The organism is Paraburkholderia sediminicola, from assembly GCF_046027825.1.
GTDB classification, from domain to species: Bacteria; Pseudomonadota; Gammaproteobacteria; order Burkholderiales; family Burkholderiaceae; genus Paraburkholderia; species Paraburkholderia sediminicola_D.
Genome location: NZ_JAQQDU010000020.1, coordinates 30,113 through 53,794, shown reverse-complemented (window position 1 = coordinate 53,794; position 23,682 = coordinate 30,113). Strand labels below are relative to the sequence as shown.

At 61.8% G+C, this 23,682-nt stretch carries 25 protein-coding genes; 15 read left to right on the top strand and 10 right to left on the bottom strand.

Annotation, left to right across the window (positions count from 1 at the left end):
- Positions 1 to 35 precede the first annotated feature (35 nt).
- Positions 36 to 1,019 (top strand): LysR family transcriptional regulator, encoded by a 984-nt coding sequence (locus tag PQQ96_RS13680; RefSeq protein ID WP_408292405.1) that lies wholly within the window; start codon positions 36 to 38, stop codon positions 1,017 to 1,019.
- Positions 1,020 to 1,219: 200 nt separating this feature from the next.
- Positions 1,220 to 1,642 carry a hypothetical protein gene (locus PQQ96_RS13675; RefSeq protein ID WP_408292403.1) on the top strand — a complete coding sequence of 141 codons (423 nt, stop codon included), beginning with the start codon at positions 1,220 to 1,222 and terminating at the stop codon, positions 1,640 to 1,642.
- Between the two features lie 258 nt (positions 1,643 to 1,900).
- Here the strand turns inward: PQQ96_RS13675 and PQQ96_RS13670 are convergent, their stop codons facing one another.
- The 3 genes from PQQ96_RS13670 to nodI form a co-directional block, all read right to left on the bottom strand.
- Complete coding sequence (locus tag PQQ96_RS13670; protein ID WP_408292493.1) at positions 1,901 to 3,067, bottom strand: IS30 family transposase; 1,167 nt, start codon at positions 3,065 to 3,067, stop codon at positions 1,901 to 1,903.
- Positions 3,068 to 3,361: 294 nt separating this feature from the next.
- Positions 3,362 to 4,189, bottom strand: coding sequence for an ABC transporter permease (locus PQQ96_RS13665; RefSeq protein WP_408292402.1), 828 nt, complete (start codon positions 4,187 to 4,189; stop codon positions 3,362 to 3,364).
- Positions 4,190 to 4,253: 64 nt separating this feature from the next.
- Positions 4,254 to 5,168 carry a nodulation factor ABC transporter ATP-binding protein NodI gene (gene nodI, locus PQQ96_RS13660; protein ID WP_408292401.1) on the bottom strand — a complete coding sequence of 305 codons (915 nt, stop codon included), beginning with the start codon at positions 5,166 to 5,168 and terminating at the stop codon, positions 4,254 to 4,256.
- A 265-nt stretch (positions 5,169 to 5,433) separates the two neighbouring features.
- Between nodI and PQQ96_RS13655 the strand changes: the two genes are divergently transcribed.
- Positions 5,434 to 5,898: a universal stress protein gene (locus PQQ96_RS13655; protein ID WP_074284336.1), complete on the top strand. Its 465-nt coding sequence runs from the start codon at positions 5,434 to 5,436 to the stop codon at positions 5,896 to 5,898.
- A 127-nt stretch (positions 5,899 to 6,025) separates the two neighbouring features.
- Here PQQ96_RS13655 and PQQ96_RS13650 read toward each other — a convergent pair whose 3' ends face one another.
- From PQQ96_RS13650 to lexA, 3 genes are all read right to left on the bottom strand, one after another.
- On the bottom strand, positions 6,026 to 6,670 hold the full coding sequence (locus PQQ96_RS13650; RefSeq protein WP_408292399.1) for a DUF2939 domain-containing protein: 645 nt from the start codon (positions 6,668 to 6,670) through the stop codon (positions 6,026 to 6,028).
- A gap of 154 nt (positions 6,671 to 6,824) precedes the next feature.
- Entirely contained in the window at positions 6,825 to 7,169 is a 345-nt protein-coding gene (locus tag PQQ96_RS13645; protein WP_408292398.1) for a hypothetical protein, read from the bottom strand.
- 57 nt (positions 7,170 to 7,226) lie between these two features.
- Positions 7,227 to 7,877, bottom strand: coding sequence for a transcriptional repressor LexA (gene lexA / locus PQQ96_RS13640; protein WP_408292396.1), 651 nt, complete (start codon positions 7,875 to 7,877; stop codon positions 7,227 to 7,229).
- Positions 7,878 to 8,192: 315 nt separating this feature from the next.
- Between lexA and PQQ96_RS13635 the strand changes: the two genes are divergently transcribed.
- The 6 genes from PQQ96_RS13635 (at position 8,193) to PQQ96_RS13610 (ending at position 14,543) form a co-directional block, all read left to right on the top strand.
- On the top strand, positions 8,193 to 9,242 hold the full coding sequence (locus PQQ96_RS13635) for a sulfate ABC transporter substrate-binding protein (RefSeq protein ID WP_408292394.1): 1,050 nt from the start codon (positions 8,193 to 8,195) through the stop codon (positions 9,240 to 9,242).
- A 153-nt stretch (positions 9,243 to 9,395) separates the two neighbouring features.
- Positions 9,396 to 10,292, top strand: coding sequence for a sulfate ABC transporter permease subunit CysT (gene cysT / locus PQQ96_RS13630; RefSeq protein WP_408292392.1), 897 nt, complete (start codon positions 9,396 to 9,398; stop codon positions 10,290 to 10,292).
- Positions 10,289 to 11,314: a sulfate ABC transporter permease subunit CysW gene (gene cysW / locus PQQ96_RS13625; protein ID WP_408292391.1), complete on the top strand. Its 1,026-nt coding sequence runs from the start codon at positions 10,289 to 10,291 to the stop codon at positions 11,312 to 11,314. Before cysT ends, cysW begins: the two co-directional genes overlap by 4 nt.
- Complete coding sequence (locus PQQ96_RS13620; RefSeq protein WP_408292389.1) at positions 11,314 to 12,372, top strand: sulfate/molybdate ABC transporter ATP-binding protein; 1,059 nt, start codon at positions 11,314 to 11,316, stop codon at positions 12,370 to 12,372. Before cysW ends, PQQ96_RS13620 begins: the two co-directional genes overlap by 1 nt.
- A gap of 118 nt (positions 12,373 to 12,490) precedes the next feature.
- Complete coding sequence (locus tag PQQ96_RS13615; protein ID WP_074284329.1) at positions 12,491 to 13,417, top strand: CysB family HTH-type transcriptional regulator; 927 nt, start codon at positions 12,491 to 12,493, stop codon at positions 13,415 to 13,417.
- A gap of 82 nt (positions 13,418 to 13,499) precedes the next feature.
- Positions 13,500 to 14,543 (top strand): asparaginase, encoded by a 1,044-nt coding sequence (locus PQQ96_RS13610; protein ID WP_408292387.1) that lies wholly within the window; start codon positions 13,500 to 13,502, stop codon positions 14,541 to 14,543.
- A 159-nt stretch (positions 14,544 to 14,702) separates the two neighbouring features.
- On the opposite strand, the gene PQQ96_RS13605 is transcribed toward PQQ96_RS13610, so the two are convergent.
- The 4 genes from PQQ96_RS13605 to gcl form a co-directional block, all read right to left on the bottom strand.
- Positions 14,703 to 15,104: a DUF3597 domain-containing protein gene (locus PQQ96_RS13605; RefSeq protein ID WP_120304070.1), complete on the bottom strand. Its 402-nt coding sequence runs from the start codon at positions 15,102 to 15,104 to the stop codon at positions 14,703 to 14,705.
- 545 nt (positions 15,105 to 15,649) lie between these two features.
- A complete protein-coding gene (locus PQQ96_RS13600) occupies positions 15,650 to 16,558 on the bottom strand; it encodes a 2-hydroxy-3-oxopropionate reductase (RefSeq protein WP_408292385.1) in 909 nt (302 codons plus the stop codon).
- A 57-nt stretch (positions 16,559 to 16,615) separates the two neighbouring features.
- On the bottom strand, positions 16,616 to 17,425 hold the full coding sequence (gene hyi / locus PQQ96_RS13595) for a hydroxypyruvate isomerase (protein WP_408292384.1): 810 nt from the start codon (positions 17,423 to 17,425) through the stop codon (positions 16,616 to 16,618).
- A gap of 117 nt (positions 17,426 to 17,542) precedes the next feature.
- On the bottom strand, positions 17,543 to 19,318 hold the full coding sequence (gcl, locus tag PQQ96_RS13590) for a glyoxylate carboligase (RefSeq protein WP_408292383.1): 1,776 nt from the start codon (positions 19,316 to 19,318) through the stop codon (positions 17,543 to 17,545).
- 397 nt (positions 19,319 to 19,715) lie between these two features.
- On the opposite strand from gcl, the gene PQQ96_RS13585 reads away from it, so the two are divergent.
- The 6 genes from PQQ96_RS13585 (at position 19,716) to rpsR (ending at position 23,655) form a co-directional block, all read left to right on the top strand.
- Complete coding sequence (locus PQQ96_RS13585) at positions 19,716 to 20,630, top strand: LysR family transcriptional regulator (protein ID WP_408292381.1); 915 nt, start codon at positions 19,716 to 19,718, stop codon at positions 20,628 to 20,630.
- Between the two features lie 118 nt (positions 20,631 to 20,748).
- The gene (locus PQQ96_RS13580; RefSeq protein ID WP_408292379.1) at positions 20,749 to 21,501 is read left to right on the top strand and encodes an RNA polymerase sigma factor; all 753 of its coding nucleotides are present in this window, start codon (positions 20,749 to 20,751) and stop codon (positions 21,499 to 21,501) included.
- The gene (locus tag PQQ96_RS13575) at positions 21,491 to 22,414 is read left to right on the top strand and encodes an anti-sigma factor family protein (protein ID WP_408292377.1); all 924 of its coding nucleotides are present in this window, start codon (positions 21,491 to 21,493) and stop codon (positions 22,412 to 22,414) included. Before PQQ96_RS13580 ends, PQQ96_RS13575 begins: the two co-directional genes overlap by 11 nt.
- A gap of 238 nt (positions 22,415 to 22,652) precedes the next feature.
- A complete protein-coding gene (gene rpsF, locus PQQ96_RS13570; protein ID WP_097392318.1) occupies positions 22,653 to 23,027 on the top strand; it encodes a 30S ribosomal protein S6 in 375 nt (124 codons plus the stop codon).
- A gap of 50 nt (positions 23,028 to 23,077) precedes the next feature.
- Positions 23,078 to 23,377: a primosomal replication protein N gene (gene priB, locus PQQ96_RS13565; RefSeq protein ID WP_408292375.1), complete on the top strand. Its 300-nt coding sequence runs from the start codon at positions 23,078 to 23,080 to the stop codon at positions 23,375 to 23,377.
- A 2-nt stretch (positions 23,378 to 23,379) separates the two neighbouring features.
- Complete coding sequence (gene rpsR / locus PQQ96_RS13560; RefSeq protein ID WP_012432802.1) at positions 23,380 to 23,655, top strand: 30S ribosomal protein S18; 276 nt, start codon at positions 23,380 to 23,382, stop codon at positions 23,653 to 23,655.
- The last annotated feature ends 27 nt before the right edge of the window (positions 23,656 to 23,682 follow it).

Genomic DNA, 23,682 nt, shown 5'->3' with positions numbered 1-23,682 from the left:
GCATATGGCTGCATAGTTCGCATAAGGCGTCGCTCATGGCACTTTCGTTACACGGCATTGCATTGCGCTATTTTGTTGAGGTGGCGCGCACCGGCTCGATCAGTGACGCGTCCGCGCGGCTGCACGTGGCCGTTTCGGCGATCAGCCGGCAGATCACGCGACTCGAAAGCGATCTCGGCGTCATGCTGTTCGAGCGGCGGCCGCGCGGCATGTCGCTTTCCGAGGCGGGCGAGCGCCTGCTTGCTTACGCGCAGCGCAGCCTGCTCGAGGCGGAGCACGTGATGAAGGAGATCGGTGGCCTCGAGGCGTTGCACGGCAGCATGATCAAGGTCGCCAGTTCGGAGGGTTTCGCCGCGGACTTCCTGCCCAGCGCGATGGCGGCGTTCCGCAGTCACTACCCGGGGATCGACTTCACGCTCTCTGTGATGCAGCCGGGCGAGGCGACTCGCCGGGTGCGTGATGGCGACGCCGATCTTGCGCTGACATTCAGTCTCGCGCCGGAAAAGGGCGTCAAGGTCGACCATACTGAGCGGGCACCGGTGCTGGCACTGCTGCGCGCCGATCATCCGCTGGCCGGGCGCGCGAAGGTGTCGCTCGCCGACCTGCAGCACTATCCACTGGTGCTGCCGGAGCCTGGCACGACGATTCGGCAACTGATCGACATCACCTGCGCGCTTGAGGGCGTGCTGCTCGAGCCCGATCTCACCTGCAACAATAGCGGCGCGATGTACCGCTACGCACAGAAGTCCGGGGCGATCATGTTCACCGGGCTGCTCTCGGTGCGTGACCGTTACGCCGGCGACGGCTTCGTCGCGATACCGCTGACGCATCCGCAGATGCGCCAGCGCAGCATTCAGGTGCAGACGATGGCCGGGCGGGAGCTGCCGCCGTCGGTGAGGGCGTTCCGAGACCATCTGATCGCGGAGATCGGCGGTGGGAAGCCCGCGGATGCTGCGGCGCCGAAGCCGGCCCGACCGCGGGCTCAGGCGCCGGCTCGAAAGCGCGGCTCGACGCATTGATCGCATTGAAAGGCAAATCTCCCTGCCGGACGGCGAATCACGACCTAAACTGTGGGGACGGGGCGGCTGGGCGGCCGCTACTGCGCGGCTCGCGATGCTGCGGCCCACACCAGTGGTAGGATTCAGGCCGAAAAATGGAGAGCGGTACGCGATGAATGGGCGTGCCGTCCACAACAGAGCGATAGGACTCAGGACATCGAATGGCGCAACAAAAAACAAACCCAAAACTTGAGCAGGCGCTGACGCGCGGGGATCTTGCAATTCGCCAGGCCAACTCGGCACGGGCAACTGCGTTGCTGCGCGCGTTGGGGAAGATGATCATCGAAGCGTCGGCGACGATCGGTGTGGAAGCATTCACGCTGATTCCGGACGGCGACAAGATTTACGATCCCACCGACGGGCTGTGGCCGCAGGAATTGCTGGTTTCGCTCGACGGCCCTGTGGAGGAATCGGATCCGGATGAAGTTCGAACTGTCCGGTTGATTGCCGATGATCCTGGCACGGTGTTCAGGGTTGAATGGCAGCGGGCTGACGGGAAGATCGGACGACAGGATGGGGGGCCGTTTGCAACGGTGGCCTTTATTTCCGATGTGGATATTCCCTGGACGGATGACGAGGATTAAGGGAGGGGTTGCGCGGAGCGCTGAAGGTTTTTTGCGCTTCGCTTAGGCTGTTGGTCTGCGCGGCGCTTTTTGTCTGTTTGCCTACGGCGTTGGGCTTTGCCTGGTTTGTTTGCCTGCGCGGCGCTTGTTTGTCTGTTTGCCTGCGGCGTTGGCCTTTCCTTGAATTCTTATTGGTTTATTGGCGTTGCCCCTGTGCGGGGCGGCACTTACTTTCTTTGCCGCCGCAAAGAAAGATAAGCAAAGAAAGCGGCGGCGGATTCAACCGGTCAATGCAACACCCAACGTTTCCGCCAGTTTCTCGGCAGGGTTCATAAATTGCAAGGTCTGACGGGGTCGACCGTTCAGTTGTGCGGCGACCTTGTTCAGGTCTGCCTGCGAATAGCCGTCCACCGGCTTGCCTTTGGGGAAGTACTGACGCAGGAGGCCATTCGTATTCTCGTTGCTGCCGCGTTGCCATGGGCTTCGCGGATCGCAGAAATACACCTGTACGTCCGTGGCAATCGTGAACTTCCTGTGGCTCGCCATCTCTGTGCCGCGGTCCCATGTCAGTGACCCACGCAGTTGTTTCGGCAGCTTGTTCACCTGTTTGATCAGGGCTGACACCACACTTGCCGTGTCCTTGCCCGCCACCTTGACCAGCATCACATAACGCGAGTGCCGCTCCACCAGTGTGGCAATGTAGGTGTTGTTCGAACCCGCCAGCAGATCGCCTTCCCAGTGTCCGGGTACCGCACGGTCCTCCACCTCGGCTGGCCTTTCGCTGATCGACACAGCCCCGATTATCTTGCCCCTGTTCTGGCCACTTGCCGAGGCGCTCTTTGCCTGGCGCATCGTACGGTTCGTACGAAGATGCTCGACCAGCTCCTTTTTAAGCACCCCGCGCGCCTGGATGAACAGGCTCCGGTAGATCGTCTCGTGAGATATCTGCATGTCCTTGTTGACCCGGAACTCGCGCTTGAGCCACCCCGCTATCTGTACCGGAGCCCATTTTAATTTGAGCTTGGCCGCCACCAGCCGGCGCAGTCGCGCATTGCCCGACAACGCACACGCCTTGGGCCGCCGCGCACGCTCCCAGGCGTTCGCATCGGCCTCATGCGCCCGATACCTGTGAATACCGCCATTGCGCCCGATCTCCCGGCTGATGGTCGATTTCGAGCGTCCCAGTTGCAGTGCAATCTGACCCATCGTTCTGCCTGCGACAAGGGCCCGCGATATCTCCTCGCGTTCGGCCAGCGTCAGCGCTCGCGCAGATCGTGTGCGCGCGGGCGGGGAAATGCCGCCGTTCCTGTTCACAACGTGATAAACAGCACTCGGCTGGCGTTCGAGCATGCGCGCAATTGCGCTCTGCGACTCGCCCTCGCGCCATAGCTTCCAGATTTCGGCCTTCTGCACTGCGCTTAACCGCGGTCTTCTTTGTCGTCCCATCGTGCTCCACTCTCCATGTCCGTATTGGAACAGAGGTGTTGCATCGACCGGTTGAATCCGCCGCCGCTTTCTTTGCTTATCTTTCTTTGCGGCGGCAAAGAAAGTAAGTGCCGCCCCGCACAGGGGCAACGCTAATAGACCAATAACAAAACAAGGAAAGGCCAACACCGAAGGCAAACAGACGAAACAAGCGCCGCGCAGGCAAAAAAACCAAAACCCAACGCCGTAGGCAAACAGACAAAACAAGCACCTCGAAGCGCAAAAAAACCTTCAGCGCTCCGCGCAACCCCTCCCTTATTTCATCATCCTGCGCCGAAACAAAACCGCTGAAACAACAAACCCACCCACCGCATAAACCCCCAGCACGGCAACGTGCAAAACAGCCCCTTCAACAGGCCGCCCAAGCATAGCCGGCCGAATCAGATCGACAGCATGCGCCAAAGGCAAAAATTCCGTCACGACCCGCGCCGCAGTGGGCAACTGTGAAACAGGAAAGAACACCCCGGACAACAGCAACATCGGCGTCAACACCAACGTCTGGTAAAACATAAAGAAGTCATACGACGGAGCGAGCGCCGTCACCACCATCGCGATACTCGCGAATGCGAGCCCCGTCAGCACGATCACCGGCAACGCCAGCAACATCGACGGAAAATTCGCGTAGCCCAGCGCACCCGCGACCAGCATGATCGCCGCGCCCGATAGCATCGACTTGCTGCCCGCCCAGATTACCTCGCCGAGCACGATGTCGCCGAGCGTCAACGGCGTATGCATGATCGCCTCCCACGTGCGCTGTACGTGCATGCGCGAAAAACCCGAATACATCGACTCGAAACTCGCCGACATCATCACGCTCGATGCGACCGTGCCCGCAGCCAGAAACGCGATATACGACACACCGTCGACGTGCCCGACCATCAGACCAAGCCCGAAGCCCAGGCCGAACAGATAGATCATCGGATCGGCAAGATTGCCGAACATCGAAGCAATCGCGAGCTTCTTCCAGACAAGATAGTTGCGGCGCCACACCGCAATCCAGTTCACGGCATTGGCGGGGAAAGCAGCGAAGGTTTCCTGCTTCGACGGTGCCTCGCCGTGAGTTTCGTAAGTGCGTACGTCCATTGTGTGTCTCTTGCTGTGTCGTTATGGCTGTAGAGGGGGCGAGCCGAGCCGGTACCGATACGCGTCAGTCCTGCATCTCGCGCCCGGTCAGACGCAGGAATACGTCTTCCAGATTCGCCGGACGATGCAGGTAGCGCAGATCGGCGCGTTGCTTGAGCCGGGCATGCACCGGCTGAGCGTCGTTCACATAGCAGAAAAGCGTCTCGCCGCTGATCTCGGTGCGCTCGACAAGCGGCGCCAATTCATCGCGCAACGCAACTGGATCGGGGCCGAAGATTTCGATCACATCGCAGCCGATCTCGGATGCGATCAACGCGCTCGGCGCGCCTTCGGCGATCTTGCGCCCTTCCTCGATCACGCAGAGGCGATGACACAGCCTTTCGGCTTCTTCCATGAAGTGCGTGGTCAGCAGGATGGTCTTGCCGCGTGCGAGCAGCGAGCGCAGTCGCTCCCAGATCAGATGGCGCGCTTGCGGATCGAGGCCGGTGGTCGGTTCATCCATGATCAGCACGTCGGGATCGTTGACGAGCGCGCGAGCCAGCGTGAGGCGCCTTTTCATGCCGCCCGACAGTTCGCTCACCCGTGCATCCGCCTTGCTCTCGAGGCGCGCGAATTCGAGCAGCGACGGGACCATCTCGCGGCATTGCGCGGCGCTCAGGCCGAAGTAGCGGCCGAACACCAGCAGGTTTTCGCGGACCGTGAAGTCGGGATCGAGATTGTCGAATTGCGGCACGACGCCGACACGCGCTCGCGCCACGCGCGCGCGGCCGGGAATCGGCTCGCCGCACAGGCGGATCGTGCCGGCATCCGGTGCGGCGATGCCGAGCAGCATGCGCAACGTGGTGGTCTTGCCCGCGCCGTTCGGGCCGAGGAGACCAAAACATTCACCAGCGTTGACATGAAACGACAGTCCATCGACGACCATCTTTTCGCCGTAGCTTTTTTTAACCTGGTGGAATTCAATGGCGGCTTCAGACATGGATCGATCGAGGCTCCGGGAAAAGACGCAAAAGGCCGGTAAGGCCGCTCATTCTATGGCATCGGCACAGATGCGTTGATCGCCGCCGGATGCGTCGAACAGCGTTTCTTGCGCTGCGGCATAGGTTCAAGGGTGACCCAAACCCGTCCCGAATCCAGCACGCACCTGTTTAGGGCGCACTTAGCGTTTTCCATCCCTTGCAACCTGAATTGCGGCGCACCATGATTCATTAAGACCGCGTTCCTCGCGGGATGGGAGAAAATTCATGGCGAGCTACCAAAAAATCCTGTTGTGCTACGACGGCTCGCGCGAAGGCCGCAAAGCGTTACGTTGCGGCGCCGACCTGGCGTTGGACCTGAAGGCGGAAACGCACTTATTGTCAGTGGTCGATATGCGCTCGAGCATTGCGCAAAGCGCGGGCCTGCTGACCGACGTGGCCTGCGGCAGCTTCGAAAAAACGGCCCGCGACATCCTGCAGGAAGGGGTGGACTGGCTCACCGAGCGCGGCGTGACCGCGCAAGGGCATTTTGCGTTTGGCCATCCGATCGACGAGATCGCCAACCTTGCCAATGAATTGCATGTCGACCTCGTCGTGGTCGGTCACCGTTGCCGCACCGGTCTGTCACGATGGTGGATGGGCGCGGGGAATACCCCGTTGCTCGACCGGATCTCGTGCAGCATTCTGGTGGCATGTTCTTCCGCGCAGGAGCAGCAGCAAGCGGCGGCTTGACGCCCGGCGGTGTGGAGGGCGCGGACTGAGCTGACTGGGTCACGTGGGCCGAAGAACGGTCGCTCGTTCAGGGCGACCGCGTCGGCCAAACCGTGATGCGCTCAAGTCAATTGCGTCCGCCAGACGATTACTCGTTCAGATTGACCGCGGCCAGCTTCCATGTGAACAAACCTTCGCGCCGCAAGATCGCCGAGTAACGCGCGTCACCCGCACCATGCTGATAGGTGACCACAAACTCGTTGAGGCCGCGATAGCCCGCCGTGGTTTGCGGCGGTTGCGGTGGCGCCGCGTTGTTTTCGCTATTGGCTGCGCCGTTGGCCGTGTTGCCAGCAACAGGAGGTGCGGGTTCCGGCGCAGGCGCCGCTGCGCCAGACGGCACCGGCGGCCGTTCGCCCGGGTTGCCGCGCGGCGGCATGCCGTTCAGCAATGCCGCAACGCCGTCGGGTGTCGCATAAGCGTCGACCAGCGGGCCGATCAAGGCCACACCGATCATGGCACCAATCGCCGCGAACGGATTACTGTTGCCATGCGCGTCGAGCCGGCGGGTGAGCACGCCGGTGACCTGCTGCTTCAGGCTTTCGCGCAAAGCGGGAAAGTCGACGTATTGATTGACGGTTTGCGCATCACGGGCATCTGCCGCGCGTTTGAGGTTATTCAGCGCCATGTAGGGCGACGCGTAGCCGAACCCCAACGTGGCGATCACCGCAATCACAATCAAGGTGACGATCAGCGGCCGGGTAGCGCTGCGTCTCGTGCGTGTTGAAACAGCCATCGAGTGGGACTCTCCATCAGGTGTGATCTAACGTGGACCGCAGCCACGCGAAAACGATCCCAGGCGATGCGGTATTAGAGGAGGTGCCGGCGGGCGGAAAGACATCGCGCCGCATAACCACCTATGCCACAGTGGCGTGCAGGCGCCGTGCAGCTTATGCCTCGAACACCGCGCCGTGCATGTTGGCCTCGTCGGCGATACAACGGTCGATCATGCGGCACACGGCGTCTACCGTGCCGACCATGATCAGTCGCGATGGCCCGTGATAGACGCGCACTGGCGCACGACGCGCCGGTTCAGCCGTATTCAGCCCCGAATTCAACGACACGCGAGCAAAGGCCGGCATTGAGGACGGCAGGCTCGATACGCCAGCGGGCACGTCGAACAGCGATGGAGTGCTGGCAGAGGACGCCTCGATCAGTGAGCAGGGCACCAGCTTGCGCAGATGGCGCAAACGACCGAACTGGCGAAAAGGTAGCATGCGGGCAAGGCGTTCCATGAGTCTCTCCAGGCGATTCAACGTTGGGGCAGCTTTGGGTTGGCGCACGAGCGAGGATTAGAACTCGCCCGGGCGGATCAGCCCGACGGCGATACCCTCGAGCGCGAATTCCACACTGCCGGTTTCAACGAAAATGTTGTCGTAATCGGGGTTCTCGGCGATCAACTCAATACCGTTCGGCCGGCGCTTCAACCGCTTGACCGTCACGTCGTCGCCAAGGCGCGCGATGATGATCTGGCCGTCTTTGGCTTCGCTTTTCTTCTGTACCGCGAGCAGGTCGCCGTCGAAGATGCCCGCGTCGCGCATGGACAGCCCGCGCACCTTCAGCAGGTAGTCAGGCTTGCTCGAAAACAGCGCGGGGTCGCACGCGTAATGCTGCGAGATATGTTCCTGCGCGAGGATCGGGCTACCCGCCGCAACCCGGCCAATCAGCGGCAACGACAGTTGCATGATGCTGGCATGCGGTAGCGTGAACTGGTACGGCGAATCTTCCGCCCCGCCCAGCAGGCGAATGCCGCGCGATGCGCCGGCCGCCAGTTCGATCACGCCCTTGCGGGCGAGGGCGCGCAGATGTTCTTCCGCCGAGTTGGCCGAGCTGAAACCCAGCTCGGCGGCGATCTCCGCACGCGTGGGCGGAAAGCCGGTGCGTTCGATGGCCCGGCGGATCAAATCGAAAACCTGCTGCTGTCGTGCGGTAAGTTTGGTCATGGCGCCACTGTATGTATGAACAGGTGACTGTATTTTTATACAGTATTCCGCGCAATTCAAGCTTTACTTTAAGTTCGTGGCCCGGGGTGGCGTTCCAGTGTCGTAAACGGATGCCCCAACACCCGTTTTCGTGCCGCAACGCCTTATCCGGCCGTCATTACCACTTTTGCGTATTAAAGAATGAAGAAACATTATTTTTAATGATGAAAGCCTTTCGATAGACTGCCCTTCGAGTTGGCGCTCATGTGCACGTGACCGCGACACAGAACAACACCACACGCTGTTTCAGCGGACCACGACGCGGAGAAAGTTGACATGAAACATCAGGGCACGGGGCTGGCAGGCAGGACCAGAAAACTCATCGCGGCGCTCGCATTCGGTGCGGCCGGCACGATTGCCGCGGTCGGCGTCATGGCACAGGCACAGGCAGCCGAGACGACGCTGCTGAACGTGTCGTACGACCCGACACGCGAGCTGTACCAGGACGTCAACCAGGCATTTGGCAAGGAATGGAAGGCGAAAACGGGCGAGACGATCACCTTCAAGCAATCGCACGGCGGCTCGGGTGCGCAAGCGCGCTCGGTGCTGGACGGGTTGCAGGCGGACGTCGTGACGCTGGCCTTGGCCTACGACATCGATGCGCTGGCTAACAAGGGTTTGCTCGACAAGGGCTGGCAAAAGCGTTTGCCGGACAACGCCTCGCCGTACACGTCAACCATCGTGTTTCTGGTGCGCAAGGGCAACCCGAAACAGATCAAGGATTGGGACGATCTGATCAAGCCGGGTGTGTCGATCGTCACGCCGAATCCGAAGACGTCGGGCGGCGCGCGCTGGAACTACCTGGCCGCATGGGCCTATGCCGAACATCAGCCGGGCGGCAATGACCAGAAGGCCAAGGAGTTCGTCAGCAAGCTCTATAAGAATGCCGGTGTGCTGGATTCGGGCGCGCGTGGCGCGACCACCAGCTTCGTGCAACGCGGTATCGGCGACGTGCTGATCGCGTGGGAAAACGAAGCGTTTCTCTCGCTGAAGGAATTCGGGCCGGAGAAGTTTGAGATCGTGGTGCCGTCGGTGAGCATTCTGGCCGAGCCGCCGGTAGCGGTGGTGGACAAGGTGGTCGACAAGCACGGCACGCGCAAGCTGGCTGAAGCGTATCTGAACTTCCTGTACAGCGAGCAAGGTCAGGAAATCGCCGCGAAGAACTTCTACCGTCCGCGTTCGAACAAGGTACCGGCCGAGCTGACCGCGAAGTTTCCGAAGCTGAAGTTGTACACGGTGGACGATTCGTTCGGTGGCTGGGCGAACGCGCAGAAGACGCATTTTGCCGACGGCGGCGTGTTCGATTCGATTTACTCGCCGCAGTAACGGGCACTCAGTCGGACGATATGCGCGGTTAGGCGCCCGTCAGTTAGACGCCTTAGTCACACCCGCCAGAAAGCGCGCCCACCAGGCGCGCTTTTTGGCCAGCCAGGCGGCCGAAAAAGAGCCACCGGCCTCAACCCTGAAAGAGTACTGAGCATGACGACGTTGACCTTCCGAAAACCGAGCGCGTTGCCCGGTTTTGGCCTGACACTCGGCATCACGGTGGCTTATCTGAGCCTCGTGGTGCTGATTCCGCTTGCGGCGACCTTTCTAAAAACCGCGACGCTCGACTGGAGTCAGTTCGTGCGCGCGGTGAGTTCGCCACGTGTGCTCGCGTCGTATCGCCTCACGTTTTTTTCGGCCCTCGGCGGCGCGCTGATCAACGCGGTGTTCGGTTTTCTGGTCGCGTGGGTGCTGGTGCGCTATACGTTCCCGTTCAAGCGCATCGTCGATGCGATTGTCGATCTGCCGTTCGCGCTGCCTACTTCGGTGGCCGGCATCTCGCTCGCGGCCGTGTACGCGGGCAATGGCTGGATCGGGCAGTTTCTCGAACCGCTCGGCATCAAGATCGCCTTTACGCCGGCGGGTGTGCTGATCGCGCTGACCTTTATCGGTTTGCCTTTCGTCGTGCGGACCGTGCAGCCGGTGCTCGAAGAGTTCGAACGCGAGCAGGAAGAGGCCGCTGCGTGCCTCGGCGCTTCGCGCTGGCTGACGTTTCGCCGCGTGGTGCTGCCGGCGGTGTTCCCCGCCTTGTTGACCGGTTTCGCGCTGGCGTTCGCGCGGGCGCTCGGCGAGTACGGCTCGGTGATTTTCATCGCCGGTAACGTGCCGATGAAATCGGAAATCACCTCGTTGCTGATCATTACCAAGCTCGAACAATACGACTACGCCGGCGCCACCGCCATCGCGGTCGTGATGCTGGTGGTGTCGTTCCTGATGCTGTTGTTGATCAACACGCTGCAGTGGTATCTGCAGCGTCGAACGGGCCGTGGTGGCGCTGGGCCGGCGCCTGCCGTTGCAAGCGTGGCGGTGATCGGCGGAGGTGCGCAATGAGCCGCAACACCTCGAATGGCGTGGATGCTGTTGCGGTTGCCGTGGCGCCGCGCGCACCGCTCAATGTCACGCGCCGACCCGACCCGGTCACCGAGCCGCCTGTCGTACGCTGGATTCTGACCGGCATCGCGTTGCTGTTTCTCGCGCTGTTTCTCGTCGTGCCGCTCGTCGCCGTGTTCTATCAGGCTCTGGCCAAGGGCATTGGCTTCTATCTGGAATCGCTGGCCGATCCGGATGCGTTGTCGGCAATCAAGCTCACCGTCATCACGGCCGCGATCGCGGTGCCGCTGAATCTCGTGTTCGGCCTCGCTGCGTCATGGTGTATCGCCAAGTTCGACTTTCGCGGCAAGGCGTTGTTGACCACGTTGATCGATCTGCCGTTTTCGGTCTCGCCAGTGATTTCCGGTTTGATCTACGTGCTGATGTTCGGCGCGCAGGGCTGGTTCGGTCCGTGGCTGCAAGAACATGACGTGCAGATCATCTTCGCGGTGCCTGGCATCGTGCTGGCGACGATCTTCGTCACGTTCCCCTTCGTCGCGCGTGAACTGATTCCGCTGATGCAGGCACAAGGCAACGATGAAGAAGAAGCCGCGCACGTGCTCGGCGCATCGGGCTGGCAGATCTTCCGGCGCGTCACGTTGCCGAACGTCAAATGGGGCCTGCTGTACGGCGTGATTCTGTGTAATGCGCGGGCGATGGGCGAGTTCGGCGCGGTGTCGGTGGTGTCCGGCCATATTCGCGGCCAGACCGACACGATGCCGCTGCATGTCGAAATTCTCTATAACGAATACAACTTCTCGGCGGCCTTTGCCGTGGCGTCGGTGCTGGCCTTATTGGCACTCGTGACGCTCGGTCTGAAACTGCTCGCTGAACGCCATATGTCGGCGGAACTGTCGGCCGCGCGCGATGTGCCGGCGTATGCAGGGCCTGTGACGCCGACGTCCGCTTCGAAGGCAACCTCACAGTCCGTCAATGCAATGCATGTATCGCAGCAACACCCGCTCAAGCAAGGAGAGCTGTAATGGGTATCACCGTTCGTAACCTGCAAAAGCGCTTCGGCGATTTCGTCGCGCTCGATAACGTTTCGCTCGACTTTCCGCCGGGTGAACTGGTTGCGCTGCTCGGGCCGTCGGGGTGTGGCAAGACCACCTTGCTGCGGGTGATCGCCGGTCTCGAATACGCGGATGGCGGTCAGGTCGTGCTGCAAGGCCAGGACGTCGCGACGGTCGGCGCGCGTGAGCGCGAAGTCGGTTTTGTGTTCCAGCATTACGCGCTGTTCCGTCATATGACGGTGTTCGAGAACGTCGCATTCGGCTTGCGTGTGAAACCGCGCAAGGAGCGGCCTTCAGAAGCGGTGATTCGCGAGAAGGTGCATGAACTGCTGAAGCTTGTGCAACTCGACTGGCTCGCGCAGCGCTATCCCTCGGAATTGTCGGGTGGCCAGCGGCAGCGGATTGCCCTGGCGCGCGCGTTGGCTGTCGAACCGAAGGTGTTGCTGCTCGACGAACCGTTCGGCGCGCTGGATGCGAAGGTGCGCAAGGAGTTGCGTAGCTGGCTGCGTCGTTTGCATGACGATCTGCATATCTCGACGATTTTCGTGACTCACGATCAGGAAGAAGCGCTCGAAGTGGCCGATCGTATCGTCGTGTTGAATCGCGGGCATGTGGAGCAGGTGGGTAGTCCGCAGGACGTGTACGATCATCCGCAAACCTCGTTCGTCTATGAGTTCCTCGGCGCGGCGAACCGTCTGCATGGCAAAGTGGATGCGAGCGGCTTCGTGGTCGACGGCGCGGCGCTGCCGGTCACCATCAAGGCGGATTTCAGCGGACCGGCGTTCGCCTATGTGCGTCCGCACGATTTGCAGTTGTACCCGCAAGCGTCGGGCCATCGCGAAGGTATTGTGGTCGATGTGCGGCGTGTGGTGACGCTCGGCGGCTCGGTGCGTGTGGAACTCGCGGGCCGCGAGGGCAATGTGCTCGAAGCAGAACTCGATCGTGAATCGTGGCGCGATCTGCAACTGGCGATCGGCGATGGCGTGACGGCGGTGCCGCGCGCATTGCGCGTATTTCCGGCGCAATGAATAGGGTTACAGGCGGGTTACAGGCGACGCCACAAGCCACGCCACAAGTAGTGCAACAAAACTCGGTGTTTCAATCAAACTCTAATAACTCAACTCTGGCTGAACCGGAGACATACAGATGAACTTCCAGCAATTGCGCTTCGTGCGCGAGGCCGTGCGTCAGAACATGAATCTGACTGAGGTGGCAAACGTGTTGTACACGTCGCAGTCGGGCGTGTCGAAACAGATCAAGGATCTGGAGGACGAACTCGGCGTCGATATTTTCATCCGGCGCGGCAAGCGTCTGACGGGCCTCACCGAGCCGGGCAAGGCCGTGCATCAACTGATCGAGCGGATGTTGCTCGATGCGGAGAATCTGCGTCGCGTCGCGCGTCAATACGCGGATCAGGACAGCGGCCACCTCGTCGTGGCGACGACTCACACGCAAGCGCGTTACGCGCTGCCGAAGGTGATTCGTCAATTCACCGAGGTGTTCCCGAAGGTGCATCTGGCGCTGCGCCAGGGCAGCCCGCAACAGATTGCGCAGATGATCATCAACGGCGAAGCGGATATCGGCATTTCGACGGAAGCACTCGACCGCTTCCCGGATATCGTCACGTTCCCGTGCTATTCGTGGCATCACATCGTGGTTGTACCCAAGGGCCATCCGCTGGTTGGGCGCGAGAATCTGACGCTCGATGAGATCGCCGAATTCCCGATCGTCACGTACGACCAGGACTTCACGGGACGCTCGCACATCGACCAGGCGTTCGCGAAAGCGGGCGCGTTGCCCGACGTCGTGTTGACCGCAATCGATGCCGATGTGATCAAGACTTACGTCGAACTCGGCATGGGTATCGGTGTGGTCGCGGCCATGGCCTACGATCCGAAGCGCGATACGGAACTGGTTGCGCTGGATACGCAGCATCTGTTCGAGGCGAGCACGACGCGGGTCGGCTTGCGCAAGGGTGCGTTCCTGCGCGCGTATGCGTACCGCCTGATCGAAATGTTCGCGCCTCAGTTGAACGAAGCGGAAATCGCGGCACAGTTGCGCGAGGCGGTTTGAGGCGGGAGCCCGAACCCAAAACGAACGGGTATCCGTTTTTTCACGCATGGCGGCGCGCGGCGCATCGCTTACAATCGCCGCCATGAATACTTCGACTTCTTCTTCCGCGACGCCTTCTAACGAAGGCGCAACGCCCCAGTTGCCGCGCATCGCCGTGCTGGCAACCGGCGGCACGATCGCCGGGGCGGCTGCGGACGCCACCAATACATCCGGCTACCAGGCCGGTGTGGTTGGCGTCGATCAATTGCTCGCCGTGGTGCCGGCGTTGTCCACGGTCGCGCGGATTGCGCCCGAACAGATTGCGAGCGTCGACAGCAAAGACATGGCGATGCCGCTATGGACCACGCTCGCGCAACGCATCAACACGCTGCTGGCCACGGATGACGTCGACGGCGTGGTGGTCACGCATGGCACCGATACGCTCGAAGAAACCGCTTATCTGCTGCATCTGACGATCAAGTCGGACAAGCCGGTCGTGCTGACTGCAGCAATGCGCCCGGCATCGGCGCTGTCCGCCGATGGTCCGTTGAATCTGCTGAATGCCGTGACGGTTGCGGCGAACGCTGGCTCGCGCGGGCAGGGCGTGCTGGTGGCCTTCAACAACAGGATTCACAGCGCTCGCGACGTGGTCAAGACGAGCACGTATGCGGTCGATGCGTTCCAGTCTCCGGAAGTCGGTGCGCTCGGCTGGGTGCAGGATGGCCGCGTCGAATTCCAGCGCAGTGTGGTGCGCCCGCATACGCTCGCAACCGAGTTCGTGATCGGTGCGAAGTGGCCGCATGTGGAGGTCGTCGTGAGCTATGCAGGCGTCTCGCGCATTGCCGTGGATGCGTTGGTTGCTGCGGGTGTGCGCGGTATCGTCGTGGCGGGCACGGGTAACGGCTCGATTCACGTTTCGATGCAGCAGGCACTGGCCGATGCCGCTTCGCAAGGCGTCGCGGTGGTGCGTTCGTCGCGCGTGGGCTCAGGGCATGTGATGCGCAACGGCGCGGCCGCCGACGACGCACTCGGTTTTATCAGCGCGGGTTCGCTGAATCCGTACAAGGCACGGGTGCTGCTGATGCTGGCATTGGCCGCGGGCGGCACAGGGCCGGTTGCGTTGCAGAAGACTTTCGATACGTACTGATTGATTTGGCGCTGGCGGCCCGGTTCAAAGTCAGAACCGTGTCCCGCCTATGAAGTTTGAATGACAACGCGGCGCCCAGGTCATTGACCCGAGCGCCGCGTTGTCGTTTCTGCTTAAGGTTTATCGCCGCCTGCGGAACCAGGCGACACCGGCAAGCAGTTAAGCCGCCAGATCCGGCGGCAACTTCCCGCCGTTCGCCGCGAGCGCTTGCATCACCTGTTTGTGCAGCCAGATGTTCATGCTCGCCGAATCGTTCGTGTCGCCGCTGTACTTCAGTTCCTGTGCGAGTTGCTTGCGATGATCGAGGCTGCTGTCGACGCCGAGCGCTTTCAGCGTGTCGACAATCGACGTGCGCCAGTTCAACGTTTGACCGCTCTCACTCACGAACTGGTCCATGACGGCAGCGACGTCGACGTCGGCCAGCGGCGCGGGCGCCGGTGCAGCGTCCGGTGCGGCAGCTTGCGCCGCAGCCGGATCCGGTGTCGGCTCAACCGCAGGCGCAGGCTGGTCGGGCTTCGCTTTGCCGAAGAGCTTGTTTACGATGTCACCAAAGATACTCATTCTGAATCCTCTGCAGATGGGTTACCGGCGCAAGCACATTCCGCTCACGGGTTGAACTCTGGTTGCCAAACGGGCGAATGAAACAGCGCACGTGCGCTGCGATGACCGGCAAGCCGCACGTGATCGCCGATAGGCCAGCAACCAGACTCAACGAGTGTAGGAGAAAAGCGGGGAGGGATGTGTCAAAAAAGGTCGTGCCGCAGGCGTGGAGTTGCAAGCAAATGCAAGCGGACTTGCGAGCACACGTGCGAGGAGACTTGCAAAGAGACGTGCAAGCAGGCGGCGTGCATGATGCAGCCGCTGCGAGAGATTGGCGGAAAACGCATAAATTTGAAATCCGACAGCCGGACACCCGACGACGACGTCTGACCGACCAAGGCTTCCCCGGCGCCGCCGGGTGCCGCTGCGGACCCCACTTGCCGCTCTCAGCCCAGAGCGGCACGATTTGCCCGTTCCGCCATGCATGCCGCACGACGGACCGGGCGCCCCACCTGCGATTGTCTTGACGTTGATGATGCAACCATCACGACAATCGATGTTCCTGCTTAAGCAGCCTTGGCGTCGCTCTCCGGCGCTTGCGCGACTTCGTAGTTCGCCATGATTTCCAGTGCACGGACCATTGCCGAGTGATCCCAGGCCTTGCCGCCGTTCGCTGCGCACACGCTGAACAGTTGTTGCGCGCTCGCCGTATGCGGCAGGGCGATACCGAGCTTGCGTGCGCCGTCCAGTGCGAGGTTCAGATCCTTCTGGTGCAGTTCGATGCGGAAGCCCGGATCGAACTTGCGCTTGGTCATGCGCTCGCCATGCACTTCGAGGATGCGCGACGAAGCGAAGCCGCCCATCAATGCCTTGCGCACACGTTCCGGATCGGCGCCTGAGCGCGAAGCGAACAGCAGTGCTTCAGCCACTGCTTCGATGTTCAGCGCGACGATGATCTGGTTCGCGACCTTGCAGGTTTGACCCGCGCCGTTGTCGCCGATCAGCGAGATGTTCTTGCCCATCAGTTCGAACAGCGGCTTGGCCAATGCAAAGGCCTTTTCCGGACCGCCGACCATGATCGTCAGCGACGCTTCGCGCGCACCGACTTCGCCACCGGACACCGGTGCATCGAGGTAGTCGGCGCCGAGCGCGTTGATCTTCTTTGCGAAGGCTTGCGTGTCGAGCGGGGAGATCGAGCTCATGTCGATCACCAGCTTGCCCTGCGTGAGGCCGGCGGCGACGCCGTCGTCGGCGAACAGCACGTTGGAGACGTCAGGCGTGTCCGGCACCATGATGATGACGATGTCGGCCGCTTGCGCAACAGCGGTCGAATTGGCGACTACGCTCGCGCTCTTGCTCAGATCTTCCGGCACCGGGTACGCGCCATTCACGAACAGCGTGTGACCGCCCTTGATGAGGTTGCGCGCCATGTGCGCGCCCATGATGCCGAGGCCGATGAAACCGATCTTTGCCATGTGTCTAAATCTCCAGTGTTGTTTGGGGTGGTGTGCCTGAGGTGATCAACGAATCGATCAGGCAGCGGCGTGGGCTGCGCCGCGGGATTGCCCGGCCACGCTCTGCACCCAGCCGAGGCCGGCGGCAGTGGTCGTGCGCGGCTTGTATTCGCAACCGACGTAGCCTTCGTAGCCGAGCGAATCGAGCAGGTCGAACAGGAACGGGTAGTTGATTTCGCCGGTGCCCGGTTCGTTGCGGCCCGGATTGTCGGCGAGCTGGATGTGCGCGATTTGCGGCAGGTTCTTCTTGATGGTCGCCGCGAGTTCGCCTTCCATCCGTTGCATGTGATAGATGTCGTATTGCAGGAACAGGTTGTCCGAACCCACCGCGCGAATCACGTCCAGGCCTTCACCCGAACGGTTCAGCGCGAAGCCGGGGATGTCGTACGAATTGCACGGCTCGACCAGCAGCTTGATGCCGGCTTTCTTCAGTTCGCCCGCGGCGAAGCGCAGGTTGTCGACGATCGTCGAGCGTGCCTTGTCCGCATCGACGCCCGCCGTCGGAATGCCGACGAGGCAGTTCAGTTGCGGCACCTTCAGGGCCGTCGCGTATTCGATCGCGCGGCCAACCCCTTCCTGAAACTCGCCCACGCGATCCGGCAGGCACGCGATGCCGCGTTCACCCGCTTCCCAGTTGCCGGCGGGCAGGTTGTGCAACACGAGCTTGAGACGGTTCTGCTGCAGACGTTCGCTCAATTCAGCGATCTGATACGGATACGGAAACAGGAATTCGACGGCGTTGAAGCCCGCGTCCGCTGCTGCAGCAAAGCGGTCGAGGAACGGGACTTCGTTGAACAGCATGGTGAGATTCGCTGCAAATTTCGGCATGGTGCTTGTGTCTCGCTGGTCGGTCAGTGGAATAACTTCATGAGGCGGCTCGATGATGCCGAGCCGCGCTCATGTGATGCTCATCGTGTCAAAGCGCGTGTCAAAGCGTCAGGACGCTCAGTCGAGCATGCTGATTGCCGTCGGCGCATCTTCGTGCTTCTCAGCCAGTTCTTCGAACTCGTTGATCGCATCGATCTCGGTGCCCATCGAAATGTTGGTCACACGTTCGAGGATCACTTCGACGATCACCGGCACGTTGAACTCGGAGAGCATCGATTGCGCTTTCAGCAGAGCCGGCTTGAGTTCTTCTGGCTTGAACACGCGGATCGCCTTGCAACCCAGACCTTCAGCAACCGCGATGTGGTCCACGCCGTAACCGTTCATTTCCGGCGCGTTGATGTTCTCGAAGCCGAGCTGCACGCAGAAGTCCATATCGAACGCGCGCTGTGCCTGACGGATCAAGCCGAGGTACGAGTTGTTCACCACGACGTGGATGTACGGCAGCTTGAATTGCGCGCCGGCTGCCAGCTCTTCGATCATGAACTGGAAGTCGTAGTCGCCCGAGAGTGCGACGATCGGACGTTGCGGGTCTGCTGCACGCACACCGAGCGCTGCCGGAATCGTCCAGCCGAGCGGGCCTGCCTGGCCGCAGTTGATCCAGTTGCGCGCCTTGTAGACGTGCAGGAACTGCGCGCCGGCGATCTGCGACAAACCGATCGTGCTCACGTAGCACGTATCGCGGCCGAACACCTGGTTCATCTCTTCGTACACGCGCTGCGGCTTCATCGGCACGTTGTCGAAGTGCGTCTTGCGCAGCAGCGTCTGCTTGCGTTGCTGGCAATCGGCGACCCATGCGCTGCGGTCCTTCAGCTTGCCGGCGGCCTTCCATTCCTTCGCCACTTCAACGAACAGCTCGAGCGCGGCTTTCGCGTCCGACACAATACCGAGGTCCGGGCCAAACACACGGCCGATCTGCGTCGGCTCGATGTCCACGTGCACGAACTTACGGCCCTTGGTGTACACCTCGACGCTACCCGTGTGACGGTTCGCCCAGCGGTTGCCGATGCCAAGCGCGAAGTCGGAGGCGAGCATCGTCGCATTGCCGTAGCGGTGCGAGGTCTGCAAACCGACCATGCCGGCCATCAGCGGATGGTCGTCGGGAATCGCGCCCCACGACATCAGCGTCGGGATCACCGGCACGCCGACGGTTTCGGCGAATTCGACCAGCAGGTCTTCAGCGGCTGCGTTGAGCACGCCGCCACCCGACACGATCAACGGCTTTTCAGCGTCGTTGAGCATCTTCAGCGCGGCTTCGATCTGTTTGCGTGTCGCTTTCGGCTTGTAGACCGGCAGCGGTTCGTACGTGTCGATGTCGAATTCGATTTCGGCGAGTTGCACGTCGATCGGCAGGTCGACCAGCACCGGACCCGGACGGCCCGAGCGCATCAGGTGGAATGCCTGCTGGAACACGCGCGGCACCAGCGCCGGCTCACGCACGGTGACGGCCCACTTGGTGACCGGCTTGGCGATCGATTCGATATCGACGGCCTGGAAGTCTTCCTTGTACAGACGCGCACGCGGCGCCTGGCCCGTGATAGCGAGAATAGGAATCGAGTCGGCCTGAGCGGAGTACAAACCGGTGATCATGTCGGTACCGGCGGGGCCCGACGTGCCGATACACACGCCGATGTTGCCCGGCTTGGCCCGCGTATAGCCTTCGGCCATGTGCGACGCGCCTTCAACGTGACGTGCCAGCACGTGGCTGATGTTGCCTGCCTTGCGCATGGCCGAGTAGAACGGGTTGATTGCTGCGCCCGGAACGCCGAATGCGGTGTCGATGCCTTCTTTTTCGAGCACCAGCACGGCTGCGTCGACGGCTCTCATCTTGGCCATGAATGTCTCCTGAATGTTTTGGGTGGGCGAATAAGTGGGGTAACGAATTCGCTGGCGGATGTGCAAACCAAAAGGTGTTGATCGAACTGTAGGCTTCACCTAAAGGTTTGATAAGATCAGTCCGGGTCGTTTATTTCGAAACAAAAAGTATGGAATGGCGTGTGGCTTGCCTGTCGGGATAGGCGGGGCGGCGTGTGGCGCTTGAGGCACGGCGGCGTGCGAAGCCGGGGGCGGGAAGCGCTGAACCCTGAGCCCTTGGCCTCGGGGCGCGAGACGGGGCGCGGCGATGCTGCATGGGGCCGGAGTAAGTGCTCTGCATGGGGCCCGGGTAGCGCGCTAAGGCGCGAACTCAGTTCGACAGCTAAAGCGCTAACTCCGGTCGACACAGGAGACAAAAATGGACCGCTTCAAACAGATCGAAACTTTCGTGCGCGTCGCCGACGCGGGCAGTCTCGCGGCGGCCGCGCTGGAGGAGGGCGTGTCGCCGGTGATTCTCGGGCGCCGGATCGACGCACTGGAGAAACGTCTCGGCGTGAAGCTGATGTACCGCTCGACCCGGCGCCTCGTGGTCAGCGAAGACGGCGCGGCGTTTCTCGAGCGCTGCCGCGGCCTGCTGACCGAATGGGACCAGGCGGAAAACGAACTGAGTGCCGGACGGCGCGCGGTGAACGGCCATCTGATCGTGTCGGCGCCGGCCGCGTTCGGGCGCAAGCACGTCGCGCCGCTTGCACCGGCCTTTCTCGCCGACAAGCCGGAATTGCAGGTGTCGTTCAACCTGACCGACCGGGTCGTGGATCTGGTGCGCGAGGGGTATGACCTGTCGATCCGGATCGGCGGCGCGGTCGATCCGAATTTCGTCGCGGTGAAGCTGGCGTCGAACCGGCGCGTGGTCTGCGGCACGCCGGAATATTTCCGTAAGTACGGCAAGCCGACAACGCTCGAAGATCTGCCGCAGCACAACTGCCTGGCGTTCAACCTGCAAGGTGGGCAGAACCGCGGCTGGTACTTCCGCCGCAACGGCAAGCTGGCGACGGTGCGGGTGGGTGGCACGCTCGACTGCAACGACGGCGAGCTGCTGCACCGTTGGGTATCGGAAGGGCTCGGGCTCGGCTGGCGCTCCACGTGGGAGATCCAGCAGCAACTGGCGCGCGGTGAGCTGGAGACCGTGCTGGATGAATTTGCGCTGCCCGACTACGACATTCTGGCGGTCTATCCGCAGCAGCGTTATGTGCCGGCCAAGGTGCGCTACTTCATCGACTATCTGAAAGAAGTGTATGCCAGCGAGGATTACTGGAATCGCCCGGCTTATTGAATGGGAGGTAAGGTCGTTTTTCGCGGATTTCACGCGATGGCGGGAATAAACTCGGTATGCGGCCAGTCATGTTGGATGACGAGTCAACAGCTTAGCCGCAATGCCCCGGAGGGCCGAGGTGGGTCAACCCGATTCAAATGCCGCCCGCGCGCACGACGCCGCCGATGCAGCAAGGAACCGCCGTTTTCAGGAACTGGCGCTCCCGCATCTCGACGCCGCGTACAACCTTGCGCGCTGGCTGTGCGGTAACGCCAACGATGCCGACGACGTCGTGCAGGAAGCATTCATGCGCGCGTTTCGTTTCTTCGACACGTTCCGCGGCGACTCTGCGCGGCCGTGGCTGCTGGCGATCGTGCGCCGCACCTGGTACACGGAATGGCGGCGGCGCGCGTCGTCGCACGAGGTGGTCGAGTTCGACGACACCATGGACGAGGCGACCTTCGACGGCTGGAGCGCGGGCGGCGCCGATCCGCAGACGCTCCTGATCCGCGATGAAGACACGAAGCTCGTGCATGAGGCGCTGGCACAGTTGCCGGTCGAGTATCGCGAGGTGCTGATCCTGCGGGAGCTCGAAGAAATGGGCTACCGGGAGATCGCAATGGTGGCCGATGTGCCGATCGGAACGGTGATGTCGCGGCTCGCACGGGGCAGGCGCAAGCTGGCCGCGCTGCTGATGGCGAAGCAAGGGGCCGGCCTACCGGCGTCCGGGCTTGCGGGAGGGGGCGGTCTGTCGCGCGCCACCATGCCGGGTGCAGGCACGACACCCACGGCGTCTGTCACGCCGCTGCGGGCGACCTCCAACGGCCGTCCATCCAATAACCCCGGCGCGAGCGCTGCCGGCTTAACTCAGGAGACGCCAGATGGACTGTAACGAAGCGCGGCCGCTCCTCGATGCGAACGCCGACCACGAATTGCCCGCGCCGGATGCGCAGCGCGTCCAGCAGCACATCGACAGCTGCGACGCCTGCCGGCGCGAAAGCGAAAATCTGCATGCGCTGAGCAAGGCGCTACGCGCACAGCCTTATCATCGCGCGCCGGATGCCCTGCGGGCGCGGATTCTAGCGGCACTCCCGGCGGGCGATACCGCCGCCGATGAGCCGATCGAGGCCCCACGGGCAACCACACAGCCGAGGCCGAAGCGAAGCTGGCTGGGTGACTGGCTGAATAGCTGGCTGCGTCCGCAAGGCGCGATGGGCCGCCCGGGCGGAGGCTTGGGCACCGGCGCAGCGATCGGGCAGGGCTGGCTCGTCGCGCTGGTGGTCGCGCTGGGTGCAGTAGCGGTGGGCGTGACAATGGGCATGCATCGTCCGGTGCAAGTTGGCTCGTTCGCGGATGAACTGGTCGAAAGCCATGTGCGGGCGCAAATGTCCGGGCACGACATCGACGTCATTTCGACTGATCGGCACACGGTCAAGCCGTGGTTCAACGGTCGGATCGACTATTCTCCGCCGGTCGAGGACCTCGCTGCGAACGGTTTGCCGCTCGAAGGCGGGCGCCTGGATTACATTGCGCATCAGCGGGTGGCGGTGTTGGTGTACCGCTATCAGAAGCACATCATCGACGTCTATGTGTTTCCGGAAGCACGCTCCGCCGACGCTGGACGCGAAGCGGCCGCTGGGCCTTCGATGGCGCAGACCCGCGAGGGTTACTCGCTCGCGCACTGGAACGCGCAGGGGATGACCTGGTGGGCCGTCACCGACGCCGCGCCGGACGCACTCAGCGGGCTTGAAACGGCGCTGAAAGCCCGTCTGGCAGGTGGCAGCGAGCAGACCGAGGGGGGCTGAACGGGCGTCGCGTGCGCGATCCGGCGGCGATTTCCTCGGGCGCGCGTGCGTGGCGGCCGCTTGTTCCCGCTCGTCCCCGCTTATCCGCTTTGCCCTAAACCCTTGAAAACACACCCGATTCGCGCGCCCGATTAACGGGATATCTTGCAACCCGGCCCCATTCGGGTTACACTCTTTGGCTTCTCACTTGCCACACCGGTTCCGACGCCCGGGTGGCTTTAATCCACAAGGAGTGTGTATGCGTCATTATGAAATCGTCTTTATCGTGCATCCCGATCAGAGCGAGCAAGTGCCCGCCATGATCGAGCGTTACAAGAGCACGATCACCTCGCACGGTGGCCAGATCCACCGTATCGAAGACTGGGGCCGTCGCCAACTGGCCTACATGATCGAGAAACTCGCGAAGGCTCACTACGTCTGCATGAACATCGAATGCGACCAAGCCACGCTCGACGAGCTGGAACACGCATTCAAGTTCAACGACGCTGTTCTGCGTCACTTGATCGTCAAGATGAAGAAGGCCGAAACCGGCCCGTCGCCGATGATGAAGGAAGTGCAGCGCGAAGAAGCCAAGAAGTCGGCTGCTACGCAACCGTCCGAAGCGCAGGCTTAAGACACACTATTTAAGCTACCAGAACAAGCGTAGTTCTCGCCAAAGGCTACATGAATCGGCTGCAACTTACGGCCAGCGTCGTCGAACGCGAACCGGTGCGGTATACCCCCGCCGGCGTTCCGATTGCAGGCTGCACGTTGCACCACCGCACGGATGTCGTCGAAGCCGGCATTGCCCGGCAAGTCGAACTGACCATGCAGGCGGTAGCCGCAGGCGAGGCGAGCGGTAAGCTGGAAGGCTGTCAGATGGGCGTAGAAAAGCTCTTCACAGGCTTTCTGGCGAAAAAGCACCGCAACGCAAGAACTCTGGTATTTCACATCACAGAATTGCAGGACATTGGAAAGGACTGAACATGCCCCGCCCGACTGGTAAGAAATTCGACAAGCGTCGTCAGCAACAAAATCCGCTCTTCAAGCGCAAGAAGTTCTGCCGTTTCACGGCCGCGAATGTCGATCACATCGACTACAAGGACCTCGAAACGCTGAAGGACTTCATCGGCGAAAACGGCAAGATCACGCCGGCGCGTCTCACGGGTACGAAGTCGCACTATCAACGCCAGCTGGATACGGCAATCAAGCGCGCACGTTTCCTCGCGCTGGTGCCGTACACCGACCAGCACAAGGCCTAACCCGACGACGCGATAAGGAGCATCTGA